Below are 18,598 nucleotides of genomic sequence, written 5' to 3'. Positions count from 1 at the left end.
CCGCCCCGGCACCTTACCCCGGATCGGCGACACGCTCCAGAAGCCGGTCCAGGTGCTCGCTGAAAAGCTCCCGTCCGTGCTGGCCGAACATGCGGATCCGGCCGGTGTGGGTCAACAGCAGCAGACCCGCGCAGTAGCCGAACAGGCCCGTGGTCTCGCGCACCGCCACGGAACGGGACCAACCCAGGTCAGTCAGCCCGGATTCGATGCCCCGGAGGGCATCCCGCAGGCGCTGGTTGAGACGGGCGTCCAACTCCGGGGTCAACCCCACGGGCCGCATACCTTGAAACAGGTAGAACCCCAGATCCAGTTCACCCGGGTGCTCCAGGTAGAAATCATAGAATGCCAGTGCCATCGCCCGCACCCGCCGGGCCGGGGCCTCTTCTGCACGTCCAGCTGCGGCCACGGCCTGGTTGAGACGCTCCAGGGAAGCGGCCAGCAGGTCACCGTAGATCGCTTCCTTGCTCGGGTAGTGGGTGTAGATGGCTCCCGGTGTATATCCCGCCTCGGCGGCAATGGCACGAATACTGGCTCCCTCCAGGCCGTTCCGCGAGAACACGCGCTGCGCCGCTTCCAGGATCAGGTGCTGTTTCATGGCACTCACCGCCTGCGAACGGGCACTCCGCCGCGCAGCCGCGTCGGAGTCGTGCGAGTGCGGCGCCCCTCGATTTCTTGTCGTCATCAGCCCGTCTCCGTACCGCTTGCAAACAAATTAAACAGCGTTCATTTTTGTAAACATTATTCTAATCATGAGGAGAAGACCATGCTGTCCGCGACCGAATATCGGGAGTCCCTGCGCCGCTACGAACCCACCGTCTACCTGAACGGTCGTGCCGTGCCTTCGGTGGTGGATGAGCCGGCGTTCGCCCCCGGCATCAACGCCCTGGGCGTTACTTACGATTTCGCCCTGGAGCCGGACTACAGTCCCCTGATGACCGCAACGCAGCAGACATCCGGCGCCACCGTGAACCGCATGCTGCATCTGAACACCAGCAACGCGGACCTCATGAACAAGCTGGAGGCGATCCGGCTGCTGTGCCAGGAGACCGGCTGCGCCCAGCGCTACCTGACCCACGACGGGCTCAACGCCATCCATCAGGCGGTCCACCGCATCGACGCCGACACCGGGGGCGACTACACCGAGCGGTTCCTGGCGTACCTCCACGACGTGCAGGAGCGCGATCTGGCCATCGGCATCGCCATGACCGACGCCAAGGGAGATCGGACCCGACGCCCCCACAAGCAGGCGAATCCCGACACCTACGTGCACATGGTCGAGCGCAACGCCCGGGGCATCGTCATCTCCGGAACCAAGGCCATTGTCACCGGGGCACCTTACATGCACGAGTTCCTGGTCATGCCCGGCCGCAACATGACCGAGGCCGATGCGGATTTCGCGGTGTGCTGCGCGGTTCCCTGTGATGCCCCCGGACTGACCATCGTCGCCCGCCCCGCCGGTCGCCCGGGAGAGGCTTCGGCGCGGTTCAGCCACAAGTACGGCCAGAGCACCGGCGTGCTGATCTTCGACCGGGTGTTCGTGCCTTGGGACCGGGTTTTCCTGGCCGGCGAATGGGCCCACTCCGGGGAACTGACCTACAACTACGCCACCCACCACCGGCAGAGCTGCATTGCCGCCCGGGCCGGCTTCGGTGACCTGCTCATCGGTGCCGGGGCGCTCATGTGCGAAGCCAACGGTTTTGATCCGGAGAAGGAACCCCACCTCCGCGACCAGATGGTGGAGCTGATCAAGATCACCGAGGGCTTCTACGCCTGCGGTGTCGCCTCCTCGGTGTACGCTCAGCCGGACCCGGATTCCGGCACGTTCATGCCCGATCCGGTCTACGCCAATATCGGCAAGCTCCTCCTGGCCACCCAGATCTACGACATGCACCGGGTCGCCCACGAGGTATCGGGCGGGCTGATCGTGTCCCTGCCCGGGCCGGACGAGGACCACAATCCCGAGACGCAGGCGAGCCTCGCGGAGGTGCTCCGCGCAAGCCCCGACGTGCCGGCGCAACAGCGCCTGGAGGTCGCCCGGTTCATGGAAGACCTCACGGCCTCCTATCAGGCGGGCTGGTACTCCGTGATCAGCCTGCACGGCGGCGGATCACCCCAGGCCATGAAGCAGGAAATCTATCGACATTATCCGATCGGCAACAAGGTGGAGCTGGTGGAGCGGCTGATGGAGCGCGGCGTGGCTGCGGACGAAAACCGCGCGGTGGCGTCGAACCGGCAGCCGGGTCGTTGCTGCGCCGCCGGCTGCGCAGCACCCGGCGAGCCCATCATGGCGCCGATGCCGTCGCCGCAACGCAGCCGGCGGTAATCCAGGCGGCGGGCGTCAGAAGCCCATGATCAGCTGCCAGACGGAGCCCAGGTTGTTGCCATTGGCGTGGACCATGCCCTCGCGCAGGATGAGTTCGGTGCGCAGGTCACCATTGTCCTCAACCAGCAGCCCCTGATCGATCAGGCTGCGCAACGTCATGTCGTCCGCGGCATCGACAGGGGCTTCACTGGCCAGGCCCTCCGCGGCTTGCTGCCACCAGTCGCGGGGGCCGGCCAGGCGCACCTCGATGGCGAGGCCGTTCACCAGGGCGAACGGATTGTTCATGTCCGGGGCCCCAGCCGTCCAGAGCACGCCAGCGGAGCCGGAGAACGGGCCATCGCTGGTCTGAAGCCCCAGTTCTTCCACCACCAGTTCCGGATTGCGGGCCAGGAACTCCGGCCAGGCGGACATCAGGCGCCTGTTGAACTCGTTCCGGCTCATGCGGCCCTGCTCAACCGCTTCACCCCAGCCAATGACTCGCTCCAGGGCGTCCTGATCGATGTTCCGCGCCGCCACGCGGAGCCGCCCATCGCGGAACTCGCCTTCCGGCGAACGAATGACGTCCAGGCCGGCTGCAAGATCAGCAGACACCACGCCGTCGTCGGCATCGACCGTCCAGGACACGATCATGCCATCCAGTTCGGCGCGCTCGCCCTCAGCCTCCACCGCCACGTGTTCCACCGTCAGCTCCGAGGCGCCGACCCACAGTCGCGGGGTGACCGCGCGACCATCTGCCCGCACGGCGGCATCCCGAATGCTGAAGCGCGCCTCGGGCCCCGCCAGAACAAGCTCATTGACGAAGCTCTCCGTGCGGTGTTCATCCAGCGTGGCGTTGAGCTTGACCGTGCCGTGCATGCCGCTGAGGAGAAACCGGCCATCCCCTTCCTGCCAGTCGTAGTCCGGGCTCCAGTAGCGGATACGGCTGGAGCCGTCGAAGGCCACGACGGTGTCCGCCTCGAGCAGGGACCGGTCCCGCGCCAGCGCCGGAAACGCCGCGACTGTGACGTCTCCGGGCCGCAGATTGCTCTCGATACGGGCGGCAGCAAAGGGGCGATCCGCACCTAGGAGCACCGGCCCGTGGTGAACGGTGTCCTCCATGACGAAGGTCAGCTCACCCCGGGTCTCGTCGGCGGACCAGGGCTCCATCAGCTCGGCGGCCTCACCGGTTACCGTGAACTCCGTCCGGGCCGTGGAACGCCACTGCCCACGCTGGAAATCGCGGTCCACCACCCGGATGTACGGGCTCTCCGCCAACTCGTCCCAGGCCTGCTGGTACTGCTGCTCGGCGATGCCCCCCGACCAGTACATGCCCGCGCCGACACCGCCGGTGGCCAGCACCAGCACACCGCCTGCAATCAGAACTCGCATAGTTTCCTCCCTGAACGTTTTCCATGACCGCGCCGGGCGCAGGATGCCCCGGCGCGGATGACTCTCGTGATCAGAATTTCAGGCGTGCAGCGCCTGATCGAGATCCCAGAGAATATCATCGGCCGTTTCGATGCCGATGGACAAACGGATCATGTCCGGGCTCACGCCGGCGACCCGCTGCTGTTCCTCATCCATCTGCCGGTGCGTCGTCGACGCGGGGTGGATTACGAGGGTCTTGGCATCGCCGACGTTGGCGAGGTGACTCAGGAACTGGCAGTGCTCGATGAAGCGCACTCCGGCCTCGTGACCGCCCTCGACGCCAAAGGTCAGGATGGCACCGGCACCCCGGGGCAGGTACTTCTGCGCCAGGGCGTGATAGGGGCTGTCCTCCAGGCCGGCGAACTTCACCCAGCTCACCTTCGGGTGCTCCTGCAGGAAACGAGCGACCTTCATGGTGTTCTCGCAGTGGCGCTCCATGCGCAACGCCAGCGTCTCCACGCCCTGGATGAGCAGGAAGGCGTTCATGGGCGAGAGCGTGGCGCCGAGGGTGCGCAGGGTTTCAACCCGGCACTTGGTGATGAAGGCGAAATCGCCGAAGGTCTCGTAGAAACGCACGCCGTGATAGCCCTCGGAGGGCTCGATCATCTGCGGGAAGTTGCCGTTGTCCCAGGGAAACTTGCCGGACTCGACGATCACCCCGCCCAGGGTGGTGCCGTGGCCGCCGATGAACTTGGTGGCGGAATGGACGACGATGTCGGCGCCGTGCTCGATGGGCCGACACAGGTGCGGACTGGCCAGCGTGTTGTCCACTATCAGCGGGATGCCCGCATCGTGGGCGATGTCCGCTACGGCCTCGATGTCCAGCACATTGCCCAGCGGATTGCCGATGGTCTCGCCATACAGGCACTTGGTGCGCGGAGTGATGGCGCGACGAAAGTTCTCCGGATCGTCCGGGTCCACGAAGTGGACGGTAATGCCCATCTTGCGGAAGGTCACGTTGAGCTGACTAAAGGTGCCGCCGTAGAGCGTGCGCGCTGCGACAATCTCGTCACCCTGCTGGCAGAGGGTCAGCAGTGCGGTCATCTGCGCCCCCATGCCCGAAGCCACGGCCAGGCAGGCCCGGCCACCCTCCAGCGCGGCAATGCGCTCCTCCAGCACCGCCGAGGTGGGGTTGTTCATGCGACCGTAGATGTTGCCGAACGTCTGCAGGTTGAACAGGCTCGCCGCGTGATCGGTACTGTCGAACACGTAGGACGTGGTCTGATAGATCGGCACCGCTCGCGCACCGGTGGCGGCATCCGGAATATGGCCCGCGTGCAGGCACAGCGTCTCGAAACCGAATTCTCTGTCGCTCATTGGTGTCTCCGGTTCAGAAGGTCACATGCGAGGGCCGCTTGGCGGAGATCACCCCGGTGTTCACACCCATCCAGTTCAAACCACCGAACAGGCGCCCGTACTCAATCTTCATGCAGCGGTTCATGACCACGTCCAGCCCGGCTTCCCGTGCGCGGGCAGCGGCCTCATCGTGGATGACCCCGATCTGCATCCACACCACCTTGGCACCGATGGCGATGGCGTCCTCCACCAGCGCCGGCACCTCTTCGGGCTTGCGGAAGATGTCCACCACGTCCACCGGACCGGGAATGCTGCGCAGGTCCGGATAACAAGTCCGGCCCAGCACCTCGTCGTAGGCGGGATTCACCGGAATCACGTTATAGCCGTGATCCAGTAAGTACTTGGCCGCAAAATAACTGGGCCGGTGCCAGTTGGCGGACAACCCGACCACGGCCACATTGGGATACGCCGACAGAATGTGGCGCAGTTGGCTGATCTCGTCGCTCATGACACGGCTCCCCCGGTGTTCGCGCTCGGCGGATTCTCGCCCACCCCTCGCGCATCTGTCATCCTTCGCCTCACAGCGTTACGCTCGACCTATCACAACGACAGACCGGAGGAGACACCATGGCGGATTCCAGCAACATCTACCAGCAGCACCTGGCGCAGAATCCGGCCAACTACGTTCCCCTCACGCCGCTGACGTTCCTGGAGCGCACGGCATCCGTTTACCCGGACCACACCGCTGTGATCCACGGCCGCGTCCGTCGCACTTGGGCGGAGACCGCGGAGCGTTGTGGCCGGCTGGCCAGCGCCCTGTCCCGCCGCGGCATCGGCAAGGGCGATACGGTGGCCGTCATGTTGCCCAACATCCCGGAGATGTTCGAGGCGCATTTCGGCGTGCCCATGACCGGCGCCGCCCTCAATGCCCTGAACATCCGCCTGGATGCCGACGCCATCGCCTTCATGCTGGACCACGGCGAGGCCTCGGTGATTCTCGTGGACCGGGAGTTCGGCGACGTCATCCGCGAGGCTCTGGGCAGGATCAGCCGCGACCTGCTGGTCGTCGACGTCAACGATCCAGAGTTCAACGGTGGCGACGCCATCGGCTCCATGGACTATGAGCGCCTGCTGGCCGAGGGCGACCCCGACTTCCGGTACACGCCGCCGGCGGACGAGTGGGACGCCATCTCGCTGAGCTACACCTCGGGCACCACCGGCGATCCCAAAGGCGTCGTCTACCATCACCGCGGCGCCTACCTGAACGCGGTGGGCAACACCATGGTCTGGGACATGTCCGGGCACCCGGTCTATCTCTGGACGCTGCCCATGTTTCACTGCAACGGCTGGTGCTTCCCCTGGACCATCACCGCCTGCGCCGGCACCCACGTGTGTCTGCGCAAGGTGGAGCCGGAGAAAATCCTGCAGCTGATCAAGGAACACAAGGTCACCCACCTGTGCGGTGCACCCATCGTGCTCAACGGCCTGCTGAACGCCTCCGACGAGGCCGAGCAGGGCCTGGGCCTGGGCCACGAAGTGCAGATCATGACCGCCGCGGCCGCTCCGCCGGCCCAGGTGATCGCCGGCATCGAGGACATGGGTTTCCGGCTGACCCACGTCTACGGCCTCACCGAAGTCTACGGCCCGGTGACCGTATGCGCCTGGCACGACGAATGGGACGAACTGCCCATGGAGCAGCGGGCGCGGGTCAAGGCCCGCCAGGGGGTGCGCTATCAGACGCTGGAAGGCGTCATGGTGGCCGACTCGGAGACCCTGGAGCCGGTACCGCAGGACGGCGAGACCATGGGCGAGATCTTCATGCGCGGCAACACCGTGATGAAGGGCTACCTCAAGAACCCGGACGCCACGGACAAGGCCTTCAAGGGGGGCTGGTACCACACCGGCGACCTGGCCGTGTGGCACGCCGATGGCTACGTGGAGATCAAGGACCGCCTCAAGGACGTGATCATCTCCGGTGGCGAGAACATCTCCACCATCGAGGTGGAGGACGTTATCTACCGCCATCCAGCGGTCATGGAGTGCGCCGTGGTTGCCCGGCCGTACGAAAAATGGGGCGAGACCCCCTGCGCCTTCGTTACACTGAAACCCGGGAAGGAGGACACCACGGTGGAGGAGATCATCCAGTTCTGCCGTGACAACATGGCGCATTACAAGGCGCCGAAGACGGTGGTCTTCGAGGAACTCCCGAAGACGTCCACGGGCAAGATCCAGAAATTCGCGCTGAGGGATCGGGCGAAGGAATTGGACAGCTGAACCATTGCCCACCTGGAGTCAGGTGGGACCGATCGACGCCGCGCCGTTCAGGTGTGGGAGGTCTTGGTTGGGGCGACTAGCGTAGCGCCGAAGCGCAGGGCGCCCGGCCCCGAAGGGTTGGCCGCAGGGATGCGGCCACCGGCGCCCAGCACATGGATGTGCTGTAAGCCGGCCAGCCCGGAGCGTAGGGTAGGAAGCGTCAGCTTCCGTAAGCGAAGCTCCGGAGCCCCAACCAAGACCTCCCGCACCTGAACGGCCCCAGACCTCTGCACCAAGACAGCGGAGAGAACCATGAGCCAACCCGCCCCCAACACCGACTCCCCCATCCGCGTCCGCCACAAGGGCCACATCGCCCGGGTCAGCTTCAACGAACCCGAGCGCTACAACCCCCTGCGCGCCGACGTCATCGCCGCCCTGCACAACGCCCTGGACACCATCGCCGATGATGACAACGTGCGCGTGGTCATCATCGACGCCGAGGGCAAGGCCTTCTGCGCCGGCCACGACCTGCGCGAGATCCGTTCCATGGAAGACCGGGACGCGCACCAGGCCCTGTTCGACCGCTGCAGCGCGTTCATGCAGCGGGTGGTGAGCCTGCCACAGCCGGTGATCGCCCAGGTCCAGGGCATCGCCACCGCCGCCGGCTGCCAGCTCGTCGCCACCGCGGACCTGGCGGTGGCCGGCCGCTCCGCGCGCTTCGCCACCTCCGGCATCAACCTGGGCCTGTTCTGCAGCACCCCGGCGGTGGCCGTCAGCCGCGTGGTGCCCCGCAAGAACGCCCTGGAAATGCTCTTCACCGGCGATTTCGTCGAAGCCGACGAGGCCGCTCGCCTCGGGCTGGTCAATCGCGTGGTGGACGACGACCAACTCGCGGCCACCACGACGGAAATGGCCGAGAAGATTGCGGCGAAACCGCCGGAGGCCATCCAGGCTGGCAAGGCACTCTTCTACCGGCAAAGCGGCAAGGACCTGGCGGCGGCTTACGACGACGCCTCCGAAACCATGGCCTGCAACATGGACACCGACGCGGCGCGGGAAGGCGTGGATGCGTTCCTGGAGAAGCGCAAGCCGCAGTGGTGATGGGACACCCATCGCCCGGTCCATGGCCGTGCAAGAGCAACACGTAGGGTGCATCTTGATGCACCTTTTGCCATAAGCGGTATTGTGGCTGAGCACGCCTCTGCCGGTGGCTTCGTTCCGGGGGCGCCGATCGGGTACTCCGGTCACGAACGACCTGTCATCCGGGGCCGTGCGGATCATGGGCCGCTGCCTTGCGGTCGGGGCGTGGCGGGTGGCCGGCACCCGGTGAGCGCTCCGGCGCTCCGCCTAACTTTCCTTCTGGCGAAGGAAAGTTTCCGCCCCTGCGGCCTGGCCGGCTTACAGCGCATCCCTGCGCTGGGCGCCGGTGGCCGCATCCATGCGGCCACCCCTTCGGGGCCGGGCGGCCTCCGGGTCGGAGCTCCGCGAGTCGCTTTCACCGAGTGCCGGCCACCCGCCACGCCGAGACATTTTCAAGGCATGCGGCTTGCGGCTGACGGCAGAGGTGGCCAGCGACACCGCATTCCAGAGTATCCGGAGTCGACGGTTACTCCACCGCACCGTGCCAGGTGCCGCAGGCGCTGATCGGGTGCTCCGGTCACGGACCGTCGCTGGCCATGGAGGGCCAGCGCCGAGCGTACAGGGATGTATTCACAGCGTGTCCGTGACCGGAGTACCCGATCAGCGCCCCCGGAGCGAAGGCAACGGACAGGCCATTGCGGAGTCCGCCCCACAAGCGGCATTCGGTGCATCAAGATGCACCCTACGTCTCGCGGCCACGCGTCATCGCGACTGACGTCGCTCCCACAGAAGGGGATGGGGAAGCGTCAGCTGAAGCGGCTGAAGTCCGGCTGGCGCTTTTCGAAGAAGGCGGTGACGGCCTCCTGGTGCTCTTCGGAGACCAGACCGGCGGCGAATGCCTCCGTTTCCTTTGCCACCGCCTCACGCATACGCTCCAGATGGAACGCGCTGTTGATCAGGCCCTTGGTGGCACGCACCGCCTGCGGTGGCAGAGCCGCCATTTTCTGCGCCGTCGCCATGGCCTGCTCGTCCAGTTCCGCGTCACTGCAACTCATGGACACGATGCCCAGCTCCCGCGCACGCTCCCGATCGAAGGGCTCTCCCAGCAGCAGCGTGTGGCTCGCCTTGGTGCGGCCCGCCAGCAGCGGTAGCACGTAGCTGCAGGCAAACTCCGGCGTCAGGCCCAGACGCACGAACGGCAGCGAAAAGCTCGCCGTCTCGCTGGCGGCGACCACATCACAGTGCAACAGCACGGTGGTGCCAATGCCCACGGCGTGCCCCCGCACTGCCGCCACCACCGGCTTGGGGAAATCCAGCATGTCGTCGATGAGCTTCATGGCCGGCGCCTTCTCACCACTGGCCACGCGCTTCTTGCCCTGTTCACCGAAATCCTGCAGATCATTGCCGGCGGTGAAACTGTCACCCGCTGCCTGCAGCAGGACCACGCGAACACCAGCGTCCTCGCGGGCGTCGTTCATGGTGGCGCGCAGCGAGTCATACATCTCGCCAGTGAGGGCGTTGCGCTTTTCCGGGCGATCCAGGGTGACGACAAGTACGCCGTCACGACGTTCAGTGCGAATACTCATGGTTGAACCCTTTCAGTCGGGTAAATACCCTCCCTGAACCGCTGGCACGCGGTCCTGGGAAGGCGATGATGGATTGAATTCAGAAGTCCTGCTTGGCCAGCCACGGCACCATGCGCTCGAAGGCTTCCTCGATCTTTTCCATGGAAGTCGAGTAGCTGATACGCAGGGAATTGCTGCAGCTCTCGCCGAAGGCATCGCCGGGCACGGTACACACCCCCGTCTCCTGCAGCATGCGCAGGCACACCTGGTTGGCGTTGGCGCCGTGGGGCAGCGCCGGGAAGATGTAGAACGCGCCCTGGGGCCAGTAACCGGTAAGATGCGGCGTCTCGCTGACCAGCTGCACCACGCGGTCCCGCCGCTGGGCGTACTCCTGCACCATGTCATCGACGCAACTGCGATCCCCCTTCAGGGCGGCGATGCCGGCCCACTGGGCCGGGGTGTTGGCCACGGTGGTGGTGAACATGTGGTAACGACGCAGCTTCTTGATCGCCCCCTGGCTGGAGATAATCCAGCCGATGCGCAGACCGGCCATGCTGAAGGTCTTGGAAAAACTGCTGGCCACCATGACATTGTCCAGGTCCATGGCGTGGCGCAGCACGCTTGGGTACTCCATGTCATCCAGCAACAGGTGATCGTAGACCTCGTCGCTGAACACGTACACGCCGCGGTACGCCGCTTCCTGGCAGATGGCATCGATGGTCTCCGCCGGGTAGACCGTGCCGGTGGGGTTGCTGGGCGAGTTCAGCACGATACCGTAGGTGCGCATGCCGATGTTGTCGATCACCTCCTGGGGATCCAGCTGGTGGCCATGCTCGGCGCGCGTGGGAATGTACTTCACTTCGCCGCCGTTCATGCGGATCAGTGGCGCATACAGCAGGAAGGTCGGATCCGTGACCAGGAACTGCCGCCCAGGCGCGGAGGTGGCGGTCAGCGCAAGGTACATGGCCTCGGTGCAGCCGGCGGTGATGAGGATATTGTCCTCAGTCAGGGTCCGGTTATAGCGCTGGCTGTAGTACTCGGCCAGGGCCGTGAGGAGCTCCGGCAGTCCCGCGTCCATGGTGTAGCCGGTGTGCCCTTCCTCCAGCGCCTCGATGTAGGCATCAATAATGTGACGCGGGGTGGGGAAATTCGGCTGTCCGATGGAGAGATGCACCACATCCTCCATGCTCGCGGCCATATTGACCATCTTGCGGATGCCCGCCACCGGGATCGCACGGAGTGCCGGCGCCCAACTCGCATCCCGGACATCATCCAGGTCCTGGGCTTCGGTATCGATCGGATTGACAGCCATGATTCCTCCGTGGGACGACCGGTGCCCAGCCACCGGTGAGAAGCGCAGTAACACCCGGAGCGTATGCCCCCGTGCAGCACCGGGTCAAGCACCCTGAAACCCCGCCATGGCGGGCACTGAGCGCTGTGCGGTTGACGCTTCTGCGACTGCTCTATACCGTCGATGCAAGGGCGAAGCACCCCGGGACCTGACCGCGCTCGATGAAGCGCCCTACGCATGGAACCCGGAGCACCACCCGCACACCACGCTGGGAGTCCACGATGCAACAACCGGTCATCGCCGTCCTCACCGGTGAAGGAGAAGCGCTCCCCCCCGGTCTGGATACCATCGCAGATACAGCCGAACTGCGACTCGCCAACAGCCGCGAGGGCCTGGAACAGGCACTGCCGGGGGCGGACATTCTGCTGGTAACGGATTTCCGCACGGAGATGCTTGCCGAGTGCTGGCCCCTGGCGGACCGGTTGCAGTGGGTGCACGCCACCAGCGCCGGGGTCGATGCCCTCATGTTTCCGGGCCTGCAGAACAGCGAGATCCCCATAACCAACGCACGCGGCATCTTCGACCGGCCCATCGCCGAGTTTGTACTCGGCCTGGTGCTGGCCTTCACCAAGGACCTACCCGCCTCCGTACGCTACCAGGATCAGCACGTCTGGCAGCACCGGGAGACCGAGACCATCCGCGACAAGCGTGCGCTGATCATCGGTGCCGGCGCCATCGGACGCGAGATCGGCCGCATGCTGGCGGCGGCGGGCATGCGGGTGGACGCGGTCGCTCGCTCCGCCCGACAGGATGATCCCGACTTCGGGCGCGTCCACGCACAGCACACGCTGCTGGATCACCTGCCGGAGGCGGATTTCGTGGTGGTGGCCGCACCGCTGACCGACGCCACCCGGGGCCTGTTCGGCCATGACGCCTTTGCGGCCATGAAACCCGAGGCACGCTTCATCAACATCGGCCGCGGCCCCATCGTCGACACCGAGGCCCTGGTGGAGGCCCTGGAAGCCGACGCCATTGCAGGTGCCGGTCTGGATGTCTTCGAAGAGGAGCCCCTGCCCCAGGGGCATCCCCTGTGGGATTTCCCCCAGGCCATCCTGTCAGCCCACATGGCCGGTGACGTGCTCGGTTGGCAGGAGGCGCTGACCATGCAGTTCCTGGAGAATTTCCGGCGCTGGCAGTCCGGCGATGCGCTGCACAATGTGGTCGACAAGGGTCGGGGTTATGTACCGCCAGGCTGAGCGCGCGAGCGCCCGCTCACGGCGGTGCGCTGGACCTCACCGCCCATTCCATTCAACATAACCGGACGACTGGCCGATCGGCCCGGCACGCGGCACCGCCGCTCCGGGGATCGACGGCACGAACAACCACCAAGGGGACTGTCATGCTGGATTCGCCTTTGCTCAAACGCTGTCAGGGTTACATCAACGGCCAGTGGCTGGACGCGGACGGGGGCAAAACCCTGACCGTCTACAACCCGGTCGACGGCGACGCGCTCGCGCAGGTGCCGGGCATGGGCCCCGAGGAGACTACCCGGGCAGTCGAAGCCGCACGCAACGCACTGAAATCACCGGCGAGCCTGGCTAAACGCCGGGAGTGGCTGCAGAACATCGTCAAGGCGCTGGAGGCCAACCGCGAAGAGCTTGGCCGCATCCTGTGCATGGAACATGGCAAACCCTGGAAAGAAGCCTCGGGCGAGGTGGACTACGCCGCCGGATTCTTCCGCTACTGCGCCGATAACCTGGAAGCGCTGGAACCCCGGCAACTGGACGAAAAGCCGCGTAACTGCAGCTGGACGGTCCACTACCGGCCCGCCGGCGTGGTGGCCCTGGTCACCCCTTGGAACTTCCCCATCGGCATGATCGCGAAAAAACTGTCTGCGGCCATCGCGGCGGACTGCCCCAGCGTCATCAAGCCCTCATCCAAGACCCCGCTGACCATGGTGGCGCTGTTCACCCTGCTGGACGAAGCGCTGGACATGCCGCCGGGCAAGGTCAACCTGGTCACCGGTTCTGCGGGGCCCATCGGCGACACCCTGTGCGACCATCCGGACGTCCGCGTGCTCAGCTTCACCGGCTCCACCGAAGTCGGTCGCGAACTCATCGAGCGCAGTGCGCCGCAGGTGAAGAAGCTTACCCTGGAACTGGGCGGCAATGCGCCGTACATCGTCTTCCAGGACGCAGACCTGGACGCCGCCGCCGATAACCTCATCGGCAACAAGTTCCGCGGCGGTGGCCAGACCTGCGTGTGCGCCAACCGTGTCATGGTGCACGAGAGCGTGGCGGCCGATTTCGCCGAACGCCTCAAGGCCCGCGCGAGCAAGCTCAAGGTGGGAGACGGCCTGGAGTCCGATACCGACATCGGGCCGCTGATCGACCGCAACGGCTACGAGAAGGTGCGCCGCCACCTCTCCGATGCCATCGAGAAGGGCGCGAAACTGGTCATGGGGGACGTGCCGCCGTCCCTGGAGAACGACTGGGGCGGCTTCTTCCCGCCCACCATCGTGCTGGGCGTGACGCCGCAGATGGCCTGCTGGAAGGAGGAGACCTTCGGCCCGCTGGTGCCCATCGCCACCTTCGGCGATGACGACCAGGCCATCGACATGGCCAACCAGACCGAGTTCGGTCTGGCGTCATACATCTTCACCGCCGACGATCAGCGCGCGCAGAAGGTGATTGCCGCTCTGGAATTCGCCCATGTGGGTTACAACACCGGCTCCGGCCCGACCCCGGAGGCACCCTTCGGCGGCATGAAACAGTCCGGCTACGGCCGTGAGGGCGGCATCGAGGGGTTGTTCGAGTTCGTGGAACCGCAGACGGTCCCTCGCGGCGACTGATTCCCGAAAGGATCTCCGCAAAAGGCGATCACTGCGCCCTGCTCCGGCAGGGCGCAGTGCGTTGGCGGCGTCTCAGGACAAAAGCAGGTGCAGCACCAGGGAGACGGTGGCAACGGCGAAGACGGTGGAAACCAGGATCACCGACGAGGCGCCGGAGACATTCACCTGATACCGCTGCGCCAGCACGTAGACGTTGGCGGCCACGGGCAGGGACGCCATGATGATCAGCGCCGCCTGACCCACCGGCGGCACACCGAGCATGACAGTCGCGCCCCAGACCAGCAGCGGGTGGACCACCAGCTTCAGCACCACCAGCAGGCCGGTCTCCACCGCCTGCTCCCCCAGAGGCTGACGCGCAAGCGTCGCACCCAGGGCGAACAGGGCCGCCGGACCGGCGGCACTACCCAACAGTTCCAGGTAGGCGAACACCGGTTCCGGCAACGGCACCGTGGCCACGCTCACCCCGACACCGAGCACTGAAGCCACGATCAGGGGGTTGCGAACCACGCCCAGAGTAGCCGTCCGCACGGCGCGACCGAGACCGCCCCGGCCGCCACGATCCACCTCGATGATGGCCGTGGCCACGCCGATCAGGATGGCCGTATCCACCACGATCACCACTGCCGCCGCCGGCGTGGCGCCGGTGCCCAGGGCTGCAATCACCAGCGGCAGACCGACGAAACCGACGTTGGCGAAAGACGCCGCAAGCGCCTGGATGGCACGCTTCCCGGCGCCGCCGCCGAACACCAGACCGGCAAGCCAGTAGGTGAGGCCGAAGAGCACGAGCCCCGGGAGCAGCCATGCCAGGAATAGCGCCGGGTCTCTCAGGTCCTCCACCGGCGCATCGGCAATGCTGCTGAACAGCAACGCCGGCAGGGCGAAGAAGAATACGAAGGTGTTGAGCCCGGAGATGGTCTCGCCGGGCATCAGGCGCGTACGTCCCGCCAGCATGCCCGTGAAGATCAGGGCGAAGAACGGCAGGGCAATGGTCAGAACGGCGTTCACGGCATGGCTCGCGCTGCGCGTTGAGGCTCCGGCCCGCTAGTCTCCCGCCCCCGAAGTGCGCCGAAAGGGGAGCGAAGACGCTACTTGCTGGCAACCGCCCGCGGCGCGTCGGTTTCGATGGTCTCCGCCACCTCCCCGCCGTTACGGTAATGCACCAGTTTCCAGTAACCGAACAGATTGGCCTTGCGCACCGACAGGCGCTCGAATCCGTCGTGGTCGGGCAGCGTATCCAGATCCATGTCCGGACGAAAGCCCACCAGTTTCGACAGCGGCCGCAGCCCCTTCTCCAGCCCGCGCAACACCGGATTGCGGGACGCAAAGTGGTTAACAATGAGGATGTCGCCCCCTGGCTTGCAGACTCGCCGCATTTCGCTGATCAGGCGGTCCGGATGTGGAACGACCGACGCCACGTACATGCAGGCAATGCTGTCGAAGCTGGCATCCGGAAAGTCCAGATTCTCTGCATCCATCACTAGCAGATCTTCCACCTGGTGCCCGTCACACTCCGCCTTCACGCGCTCCCGGGCCTTGTCCAGCATCTCCGGGGAGATATCGATGCCCACCACCCGGGTTCGCGGATCGTAGGCCGGCAACGACAGCCCGGTGCCGACACCCACCTCGAGGATGCGTTGTCCGGGCTTCTGGTTAAGCACCTCGATGGCGAACTTCCGCCCCTGGGCAAAGACCGGGCCGAAAACGCGGTCATAGTGATTGGCGTAACGGCGATAGGCATTGCGAATGGAAGCTAGATCCATGGATCGTGATACCCCTTGGTGAAACCTGCGGCGTCGTGCCCGGCCGCCCCTGTTCAGTGTATGTCGGGCAGGTTCCGCATTGCTCGCGCGAACTGCTCGACAGCTGATCGTAAAAAGCCGGTTGCGCCATTTCCGTCAACCGGCTCCATTGTCACCCCGGCGATTCAGCCCTGCGCCGAGGCGTTCAGCGCCTCGGCAAAGATGCTCACCCCTTCGTCGATCTGCTCGCCATTGACGATCAGTGGCGGCAACCAGCGGACGATCTGCCCCCCATAGGCCCCGCAACGGATCATCAACAGCCCCCGCTTCTCCGCTTCCTGGAGAATGCGCATGGCACGCTGACCGTCGGGGTTACCGTCGGCGTCAACCATTTCCGTTCCCAGCATCAGGCCCTCACCGCGCACATCGCCGATGGCCGGATTCTCCGCCTTGAGCTGGTCCAGCTGCTTGCGCAGCCGCGCCCCCTGGGTCGCGGCGTTGTCCACCAGGCCTTCGTCGTCGAAAACCTCCAGAGTGGCCAGGGCAGCGGCGCAGGCCACGGCGTTGCCACCGTAGGTACCACCCTGGGAGCCGGGCCAGCCCTTCTCCATGACCTCCCGGCGCGCCGCCATGGCCGACAGCGGAAAACCGCTGGCGAGACCCTTGGCGGTGATCACCACGTCCGGCGTCACGTCGTAGTGCTGGTGCCCCCAGAACAGCCCGGAGCGGCCGTAGCCCGACTGCACCTCGTCCATCACCAGCAGGATGCCGTGGCGATCGCAGATCTCGCGCAGGCCCTGCATGAAGGCGGTGTTGGCCGGCACGTAACCGGACTCGCCCTGGATGGGCTCGATGATCATGGCCGCCGTTTCCTGCGGCGCCGACTGGGTGTGCAGGATGTTGTCCAGCTCCCGCAGGCAGAACTCCGTGGCGGTCTTCTCGTCCATGCGCAGCCGGTAGGTGTTCGGAAACGGCGCCACCACGACGCCGCCCATCAACGGCGCCACCCCGGCACGCAGACCGACGCTGGAGGTGGTCGTGGACAGGGAACCCATGGTGCGGCCGTGGAAACACCCCTGGAAGGTAATGATATTCGGCCGCCCGGTGGCCTGACGCACCAGGCGAATGGACGCCTCCACCGCCTCGGTACCAGCGTTGGAGAAGAAAATGGAGTTGAGGTCATCCGGCATGCGCTCGCCAAGCTTCTCCGCCAGTTCCTTCATTGGCGGATGCTTCATGATCGCGTACTGACCGTGGATCAGCGTCTCCACCTGCTTCTGCGCCGCCGCCACCACCTTGGGGTGGCAGTGGCCGGTGCCGGTGACGCCGATCCCGGAGCTGAAGTCCATGTAGCGCTTGCCGGACTCGTCAAAGAGGTACATGCCCTCGCCACGGGTCGCCGTAATACCGGACGATTGCTTCATCAGCGGCGTGATGTGACCGGGTTCGTGGGCCATGGATACCTCCTCGGGAAGAATTGAGCAACGAGTGTACACCCGCCTTTTGCGGGCCTTCAAACCGGGTAACTCCGCGCCTGCGGCGCCATGGCGGCCCTGCTCAGGCCAGGGCGGCAAGCACCGCGTCGCCGATGGCGGTGGTCTCCCGTTGCATGGTGCCGTGCACCTGCAGGTCGGACTCCACTGCCTCGCGCAGCCGCCGGGCCGCCGTCGCCGCCCGTGGCTCCTCTTCGCCCATCCAGTCCAGCAGCATGGCACCGGTGAGGAGCATTGCCTGAGGACCGGCCAGGTTGTGCCCGGCAATGTCCGGAGCGCTACCGTGGGTGGGCTCGAACATCGGCGGCTGACGCCGGTCTGCCGGATTCAGATTGCAGGACGGGGCGACGCCCATACCGCCGCTGAGCACCGCGGCAAGATCGGTGAGTATGTCGCCCTGCAGATTGCTGGCAACCACCACGTCGAACTGCCAGGGGCTCATGACGAATTTCATGCAGGCGGCATCCACCAGCTCGTGGTGGGTGGCAATACCGGGGTAATCGGCAGCCACCTCCGCGAACACCTCGGTGTACATCTCGCCCCAGTAACGCAGGGCGTTGCGCTTGGTAACCAGGCACACCTGGGCGCGTGCCGTGCCACCACCGGGCAGGGGAAACTCGCGGTTGCGGCGTGTGCCTGCCTCACGCTCGGCGGCCCGGGCCGCGGCACGCTCGAAGGCGTGGCGGAAGATGCGCTCGGCACCGGCCCGGGTGAACACCTCCATCTGCGTGGCGACTTCCCGCGCCGTGCCCGGCGCCAGACGTCCACCCTGACCAACGTACTCGCCCTCGCTGTTCTCCCGGATCACCAGCATGTCGAGATCCCGCGCGCGCTCGTCCGCCAGGTACTTCGGCGCGCCCTCAAGGAGGATGGCCGGGCGCTCGCAGGCCCATTGATCGAAGCCCTTGCGGATATCAAGCAGCGGAGCCAGCGAGACGGCATCGGAGAGCAGGTAGCGCTGGGGATCACTGGTGGGACCGGGATCCCCCAGAGCGCCCAGCAGGATGGCATCGTAGCCGGCCAGGGTCTCCTTCCAATCGTCGGGCATCATCTGGCCGTTTTGCCGATGCCACTGATGGGACGGCCACGGCAGCTCTTCCAGGGCCATGTCCGGCCCGCCCTGCTCCGAAAGCGCCCGCAACGCCTTGAGCGTCACGGCCATGACTTCCGGGCCGATCCCGTCACCGGGCAGCACGGCGACACGCCACTGCCTGCGCCGTCCGCCATCGCGGTTCCACATGATGTTCGCTCCCCGTTCCTGTCCTGGTGGCGACGATTACGGTCGGGTACCGTCGGCGAA

At 65.8% G+C, this 18,598-nt stretch carries 15 protein-coding genes; 5 read left to right on the top strand and 10 right to left on the bottom strand.

All coding sequences use genetic code 11. The annotated features are described in order from the left end of the window. Nucleotides 1–13: 13 nt before the first annotated feature. A complete protein-coding gene (locus KU884_RS03545; RefSeq protein WP_217351407.1) occupies nt 14–595 on the bottom strand; it encodes a TetR/AcrR family transcriptional regulator in 582 nt (193 codons plus the stop codon). A gap of 168 nt (nt 596–763) precedes the next feature. On the opposite strand from KU884_RS03545, the gene KU884_RS03540 reads away from it, so the two are divergent. Beyond that, complete coding sequence (locus KU884_RS03540) at nt 764–2,323, top strand: 4-hydroxyphenylacetate 3-hydroxylase family protein (protein ID WP_167781328.1); 1,560 nt, start codon at nt 764–766, stop codon at nt 2,321–2,323. Nucleotides 2,324–2,338: 15 nt separating this feature from the next. Here the strand turns inward: KU884_RS03540 and KU884_RS03535 are convergent, their stop codons facing one another. From KU884_RS03535 to KU884_RS03525, 3 genes are all read right to left on the bottom strand, one after another. Continuing rightward, the gene (locus KU884_RS03535; protein ID WP_167781327.1) at nt 2,339–3,691 is read right to left on the bottom strand and encodes a YdgA family protein; all 1,353 of its coding nucleotides are present in this window, start codon (nt 3,689–3,691) and stop codon (nt 2,339–2,341) included. A gap of 78 nt (nt 3,692–3,769) precedes the next feature. Next, nucleotides 3,770–5,047 (bottom strand): O-acetylhomoserine aminocarboxypropyltransferase/cysteine synthase family protein, encoded by a 1,278-nt coding sequence (locus KU884_RS03530; protein ID WP_167781326.1) that lies wholly within the window; start codon nt 5,045–5,047, stop codon nt 3,770–3,772. 13 nt (nt 5,048–5,060) lie between these two features. Further along, complete coding sequence (locus KU884_RS03525; RefSeq protein ID WP_167781325.1) at nt 5,061–5,534, bottom strand: CoA-binding protein; 474 nt, start codon at nt 5,532–5,534, stop codon at nt 5,061–5,063. A 119-nt stretch (nt 5,535–5,653) separates the two neighbouring features. On the opposite strand from KU884_RS03525, the gene KU884_RS03520 reads away from it, so the two are divergent. Together KU884_RS03520 and KU884_RS03515 are read left to right on the top strand one after the other, a co-directional pair. Further along, entirely contained in the window at nt 5,654–7,300 is a 1,647-nt protein-coding gene (locus KU884_RS03520) for an acyl-CoA synthetase (protein ID WP_167781324.1), read from the top strand. Nucleotides 7,301–7,591: 291 nt separating this feature from the next. Then, the gene (locus tag KU884_RS03515; protein WP_167781323.1) at nt 7,592–8,380 is read left to right on the top strand and encodes an enoyl-CoA hydratase; all 789 of its coding nucleotides are present in this window, start codon (nt 7,592–7,594) and stop codon (nt 8,378–8,380) included. Between the two features lie 785 nt (nt 8,381–9,165). Here the strand turns inward: KU884_RS03515 and KU884_RS03510 are convergent. Both KU884_RS03510 and KU884_RS03505 read right to left on the bottom strand, forming a co-directional pair. Next, nucleotides 9,166–9,945, bottom strand: a complete 780-nt coding sequence (locus KU884_RS03510; RefSeq protein ID WP_167781322.1) for an enoyl-CoA hydratase — start codon at nt 9,943–9,945, stop codon at nt 9,166–9,168. Nucleotides 9,946–10,024: 79 nt separating this feature from the next. Then, a complete protein-coding gene (locus KU884_RS03505) occupies nt 10,025–11,236 on the bottom strand; it encodes a pyridoxal phosphate-dependent aminotransferase (protein ID WP_217351406.1) in 1,212 nt (403 codons plus the stop codon). 260 nt (nt 11,237–11,496) lie between these two features. Between KU884_RS03505 and KU884_RS03500 the strand changes: the two genes are divergently transcribed. Both KU884_RS03500 and KU884_RS03495 read left to right on the top strand, forming a co-directional pair. Then, nucleotides 11,497–12,471 (top strand): D-2-hydroxyacid dehydrogenase, encoded by a 975-nt coding sequence (locus tag KU884_RS03500; protein WP_174813709.1) that lies wholly within the window; start codon nt 11,497–11,499, stop codon nt 12,469–12,471. Nucleotides 12,472–12,614: 143 nt separating this feature from the next. Next, the gene (locus tag KU884_RS03495; protein WP_167781320.1) at nt 12,615–14,066 is read left to right on the top strand and encodes an NAD-dependent succinate-semialdehyde dehydrogenase; all 1,452 of its coding nucleotides are present in this window, start codon (nt 12,615–12,617) and stop codon (nt 14,064–14,066) included. Nucleotides 14,067–14,138: 72 nt separating this feature from the next. On the opposite strand, the gene KU884_RS03490 is transcribed toward KU884_RS03495, so the two are convergent. The 4 genes from KU884_RS03490 to KU884_RS03475 form a co-directional block, all read right to left on the bottom strand. Next, entirely contained in the window at nt 14,139–15,071 is a 933-nt protein-coding gene (locus tag KU884_RS03490; protein ID WP_254432158.1) for an AEC family transporter, read from the bottom strand. An 80-nt stretch (nt 15,072–15,151) separates the two neighbouring features. Beyond that, nucleotides 15,152–15,826, bottom strand: a complete 675-nt coding sequence (locus tag KU884_RS03485) for a class I SAM-dependent methyltransferase (RefSeq protein WP_167781319.1) — start codon at nt 15,824–15,826, stop codon at nt 15,152–15,154. 164 nt (nt 15,827–15,990) lie between these two features. Continuing rightward, the gene (locus KU884_RS03480; protein ID WP_167781318.1) at nt 15,991–17,262 is read right to left on the bottom strand and encodes an aspartate aminotransferase family protein; all 1,272 of its coding nucleotides are present in this window, start codon (nt 17,260–17,262) and stop codon (nt 15,991–15,993) included. A 100-nt stretch (nt 17,263–17,362) separates the two neighbouring features. After that, the gene (locus KU884_RS03475) at nt 17,363–18,538 is read right to left on the bottom strand and encodes an isocitrate/isopropylmalate dehydrogenase family protein (RefSeq protein WP_167781317.1); all 1,176 of its coding nucleotides are present in this window, start codon (nt 18,536–18,538) and stop codon (nt 17,363–17,365) included. Between the last annotated feature and the right edge of the window lie 60 nt (nt 18,539–18,598).

It is taken from the genome of Aquisalimonas sp. 2447, assembly GCF_012044895.1.
In the GTDB taxonomy this organism is placed as follows: domain Bacteria; phylum Pseudomonadota; class Gammaproteobacteria; order Nitrococcales; family Aquisalimonadaceae; genus Aquisalimonas.
The sequence above is the reverse complement of the archived record's forward strand: the minus strand, read 5'-3'. Positions and strand labels throughout refer to the sequence as shown.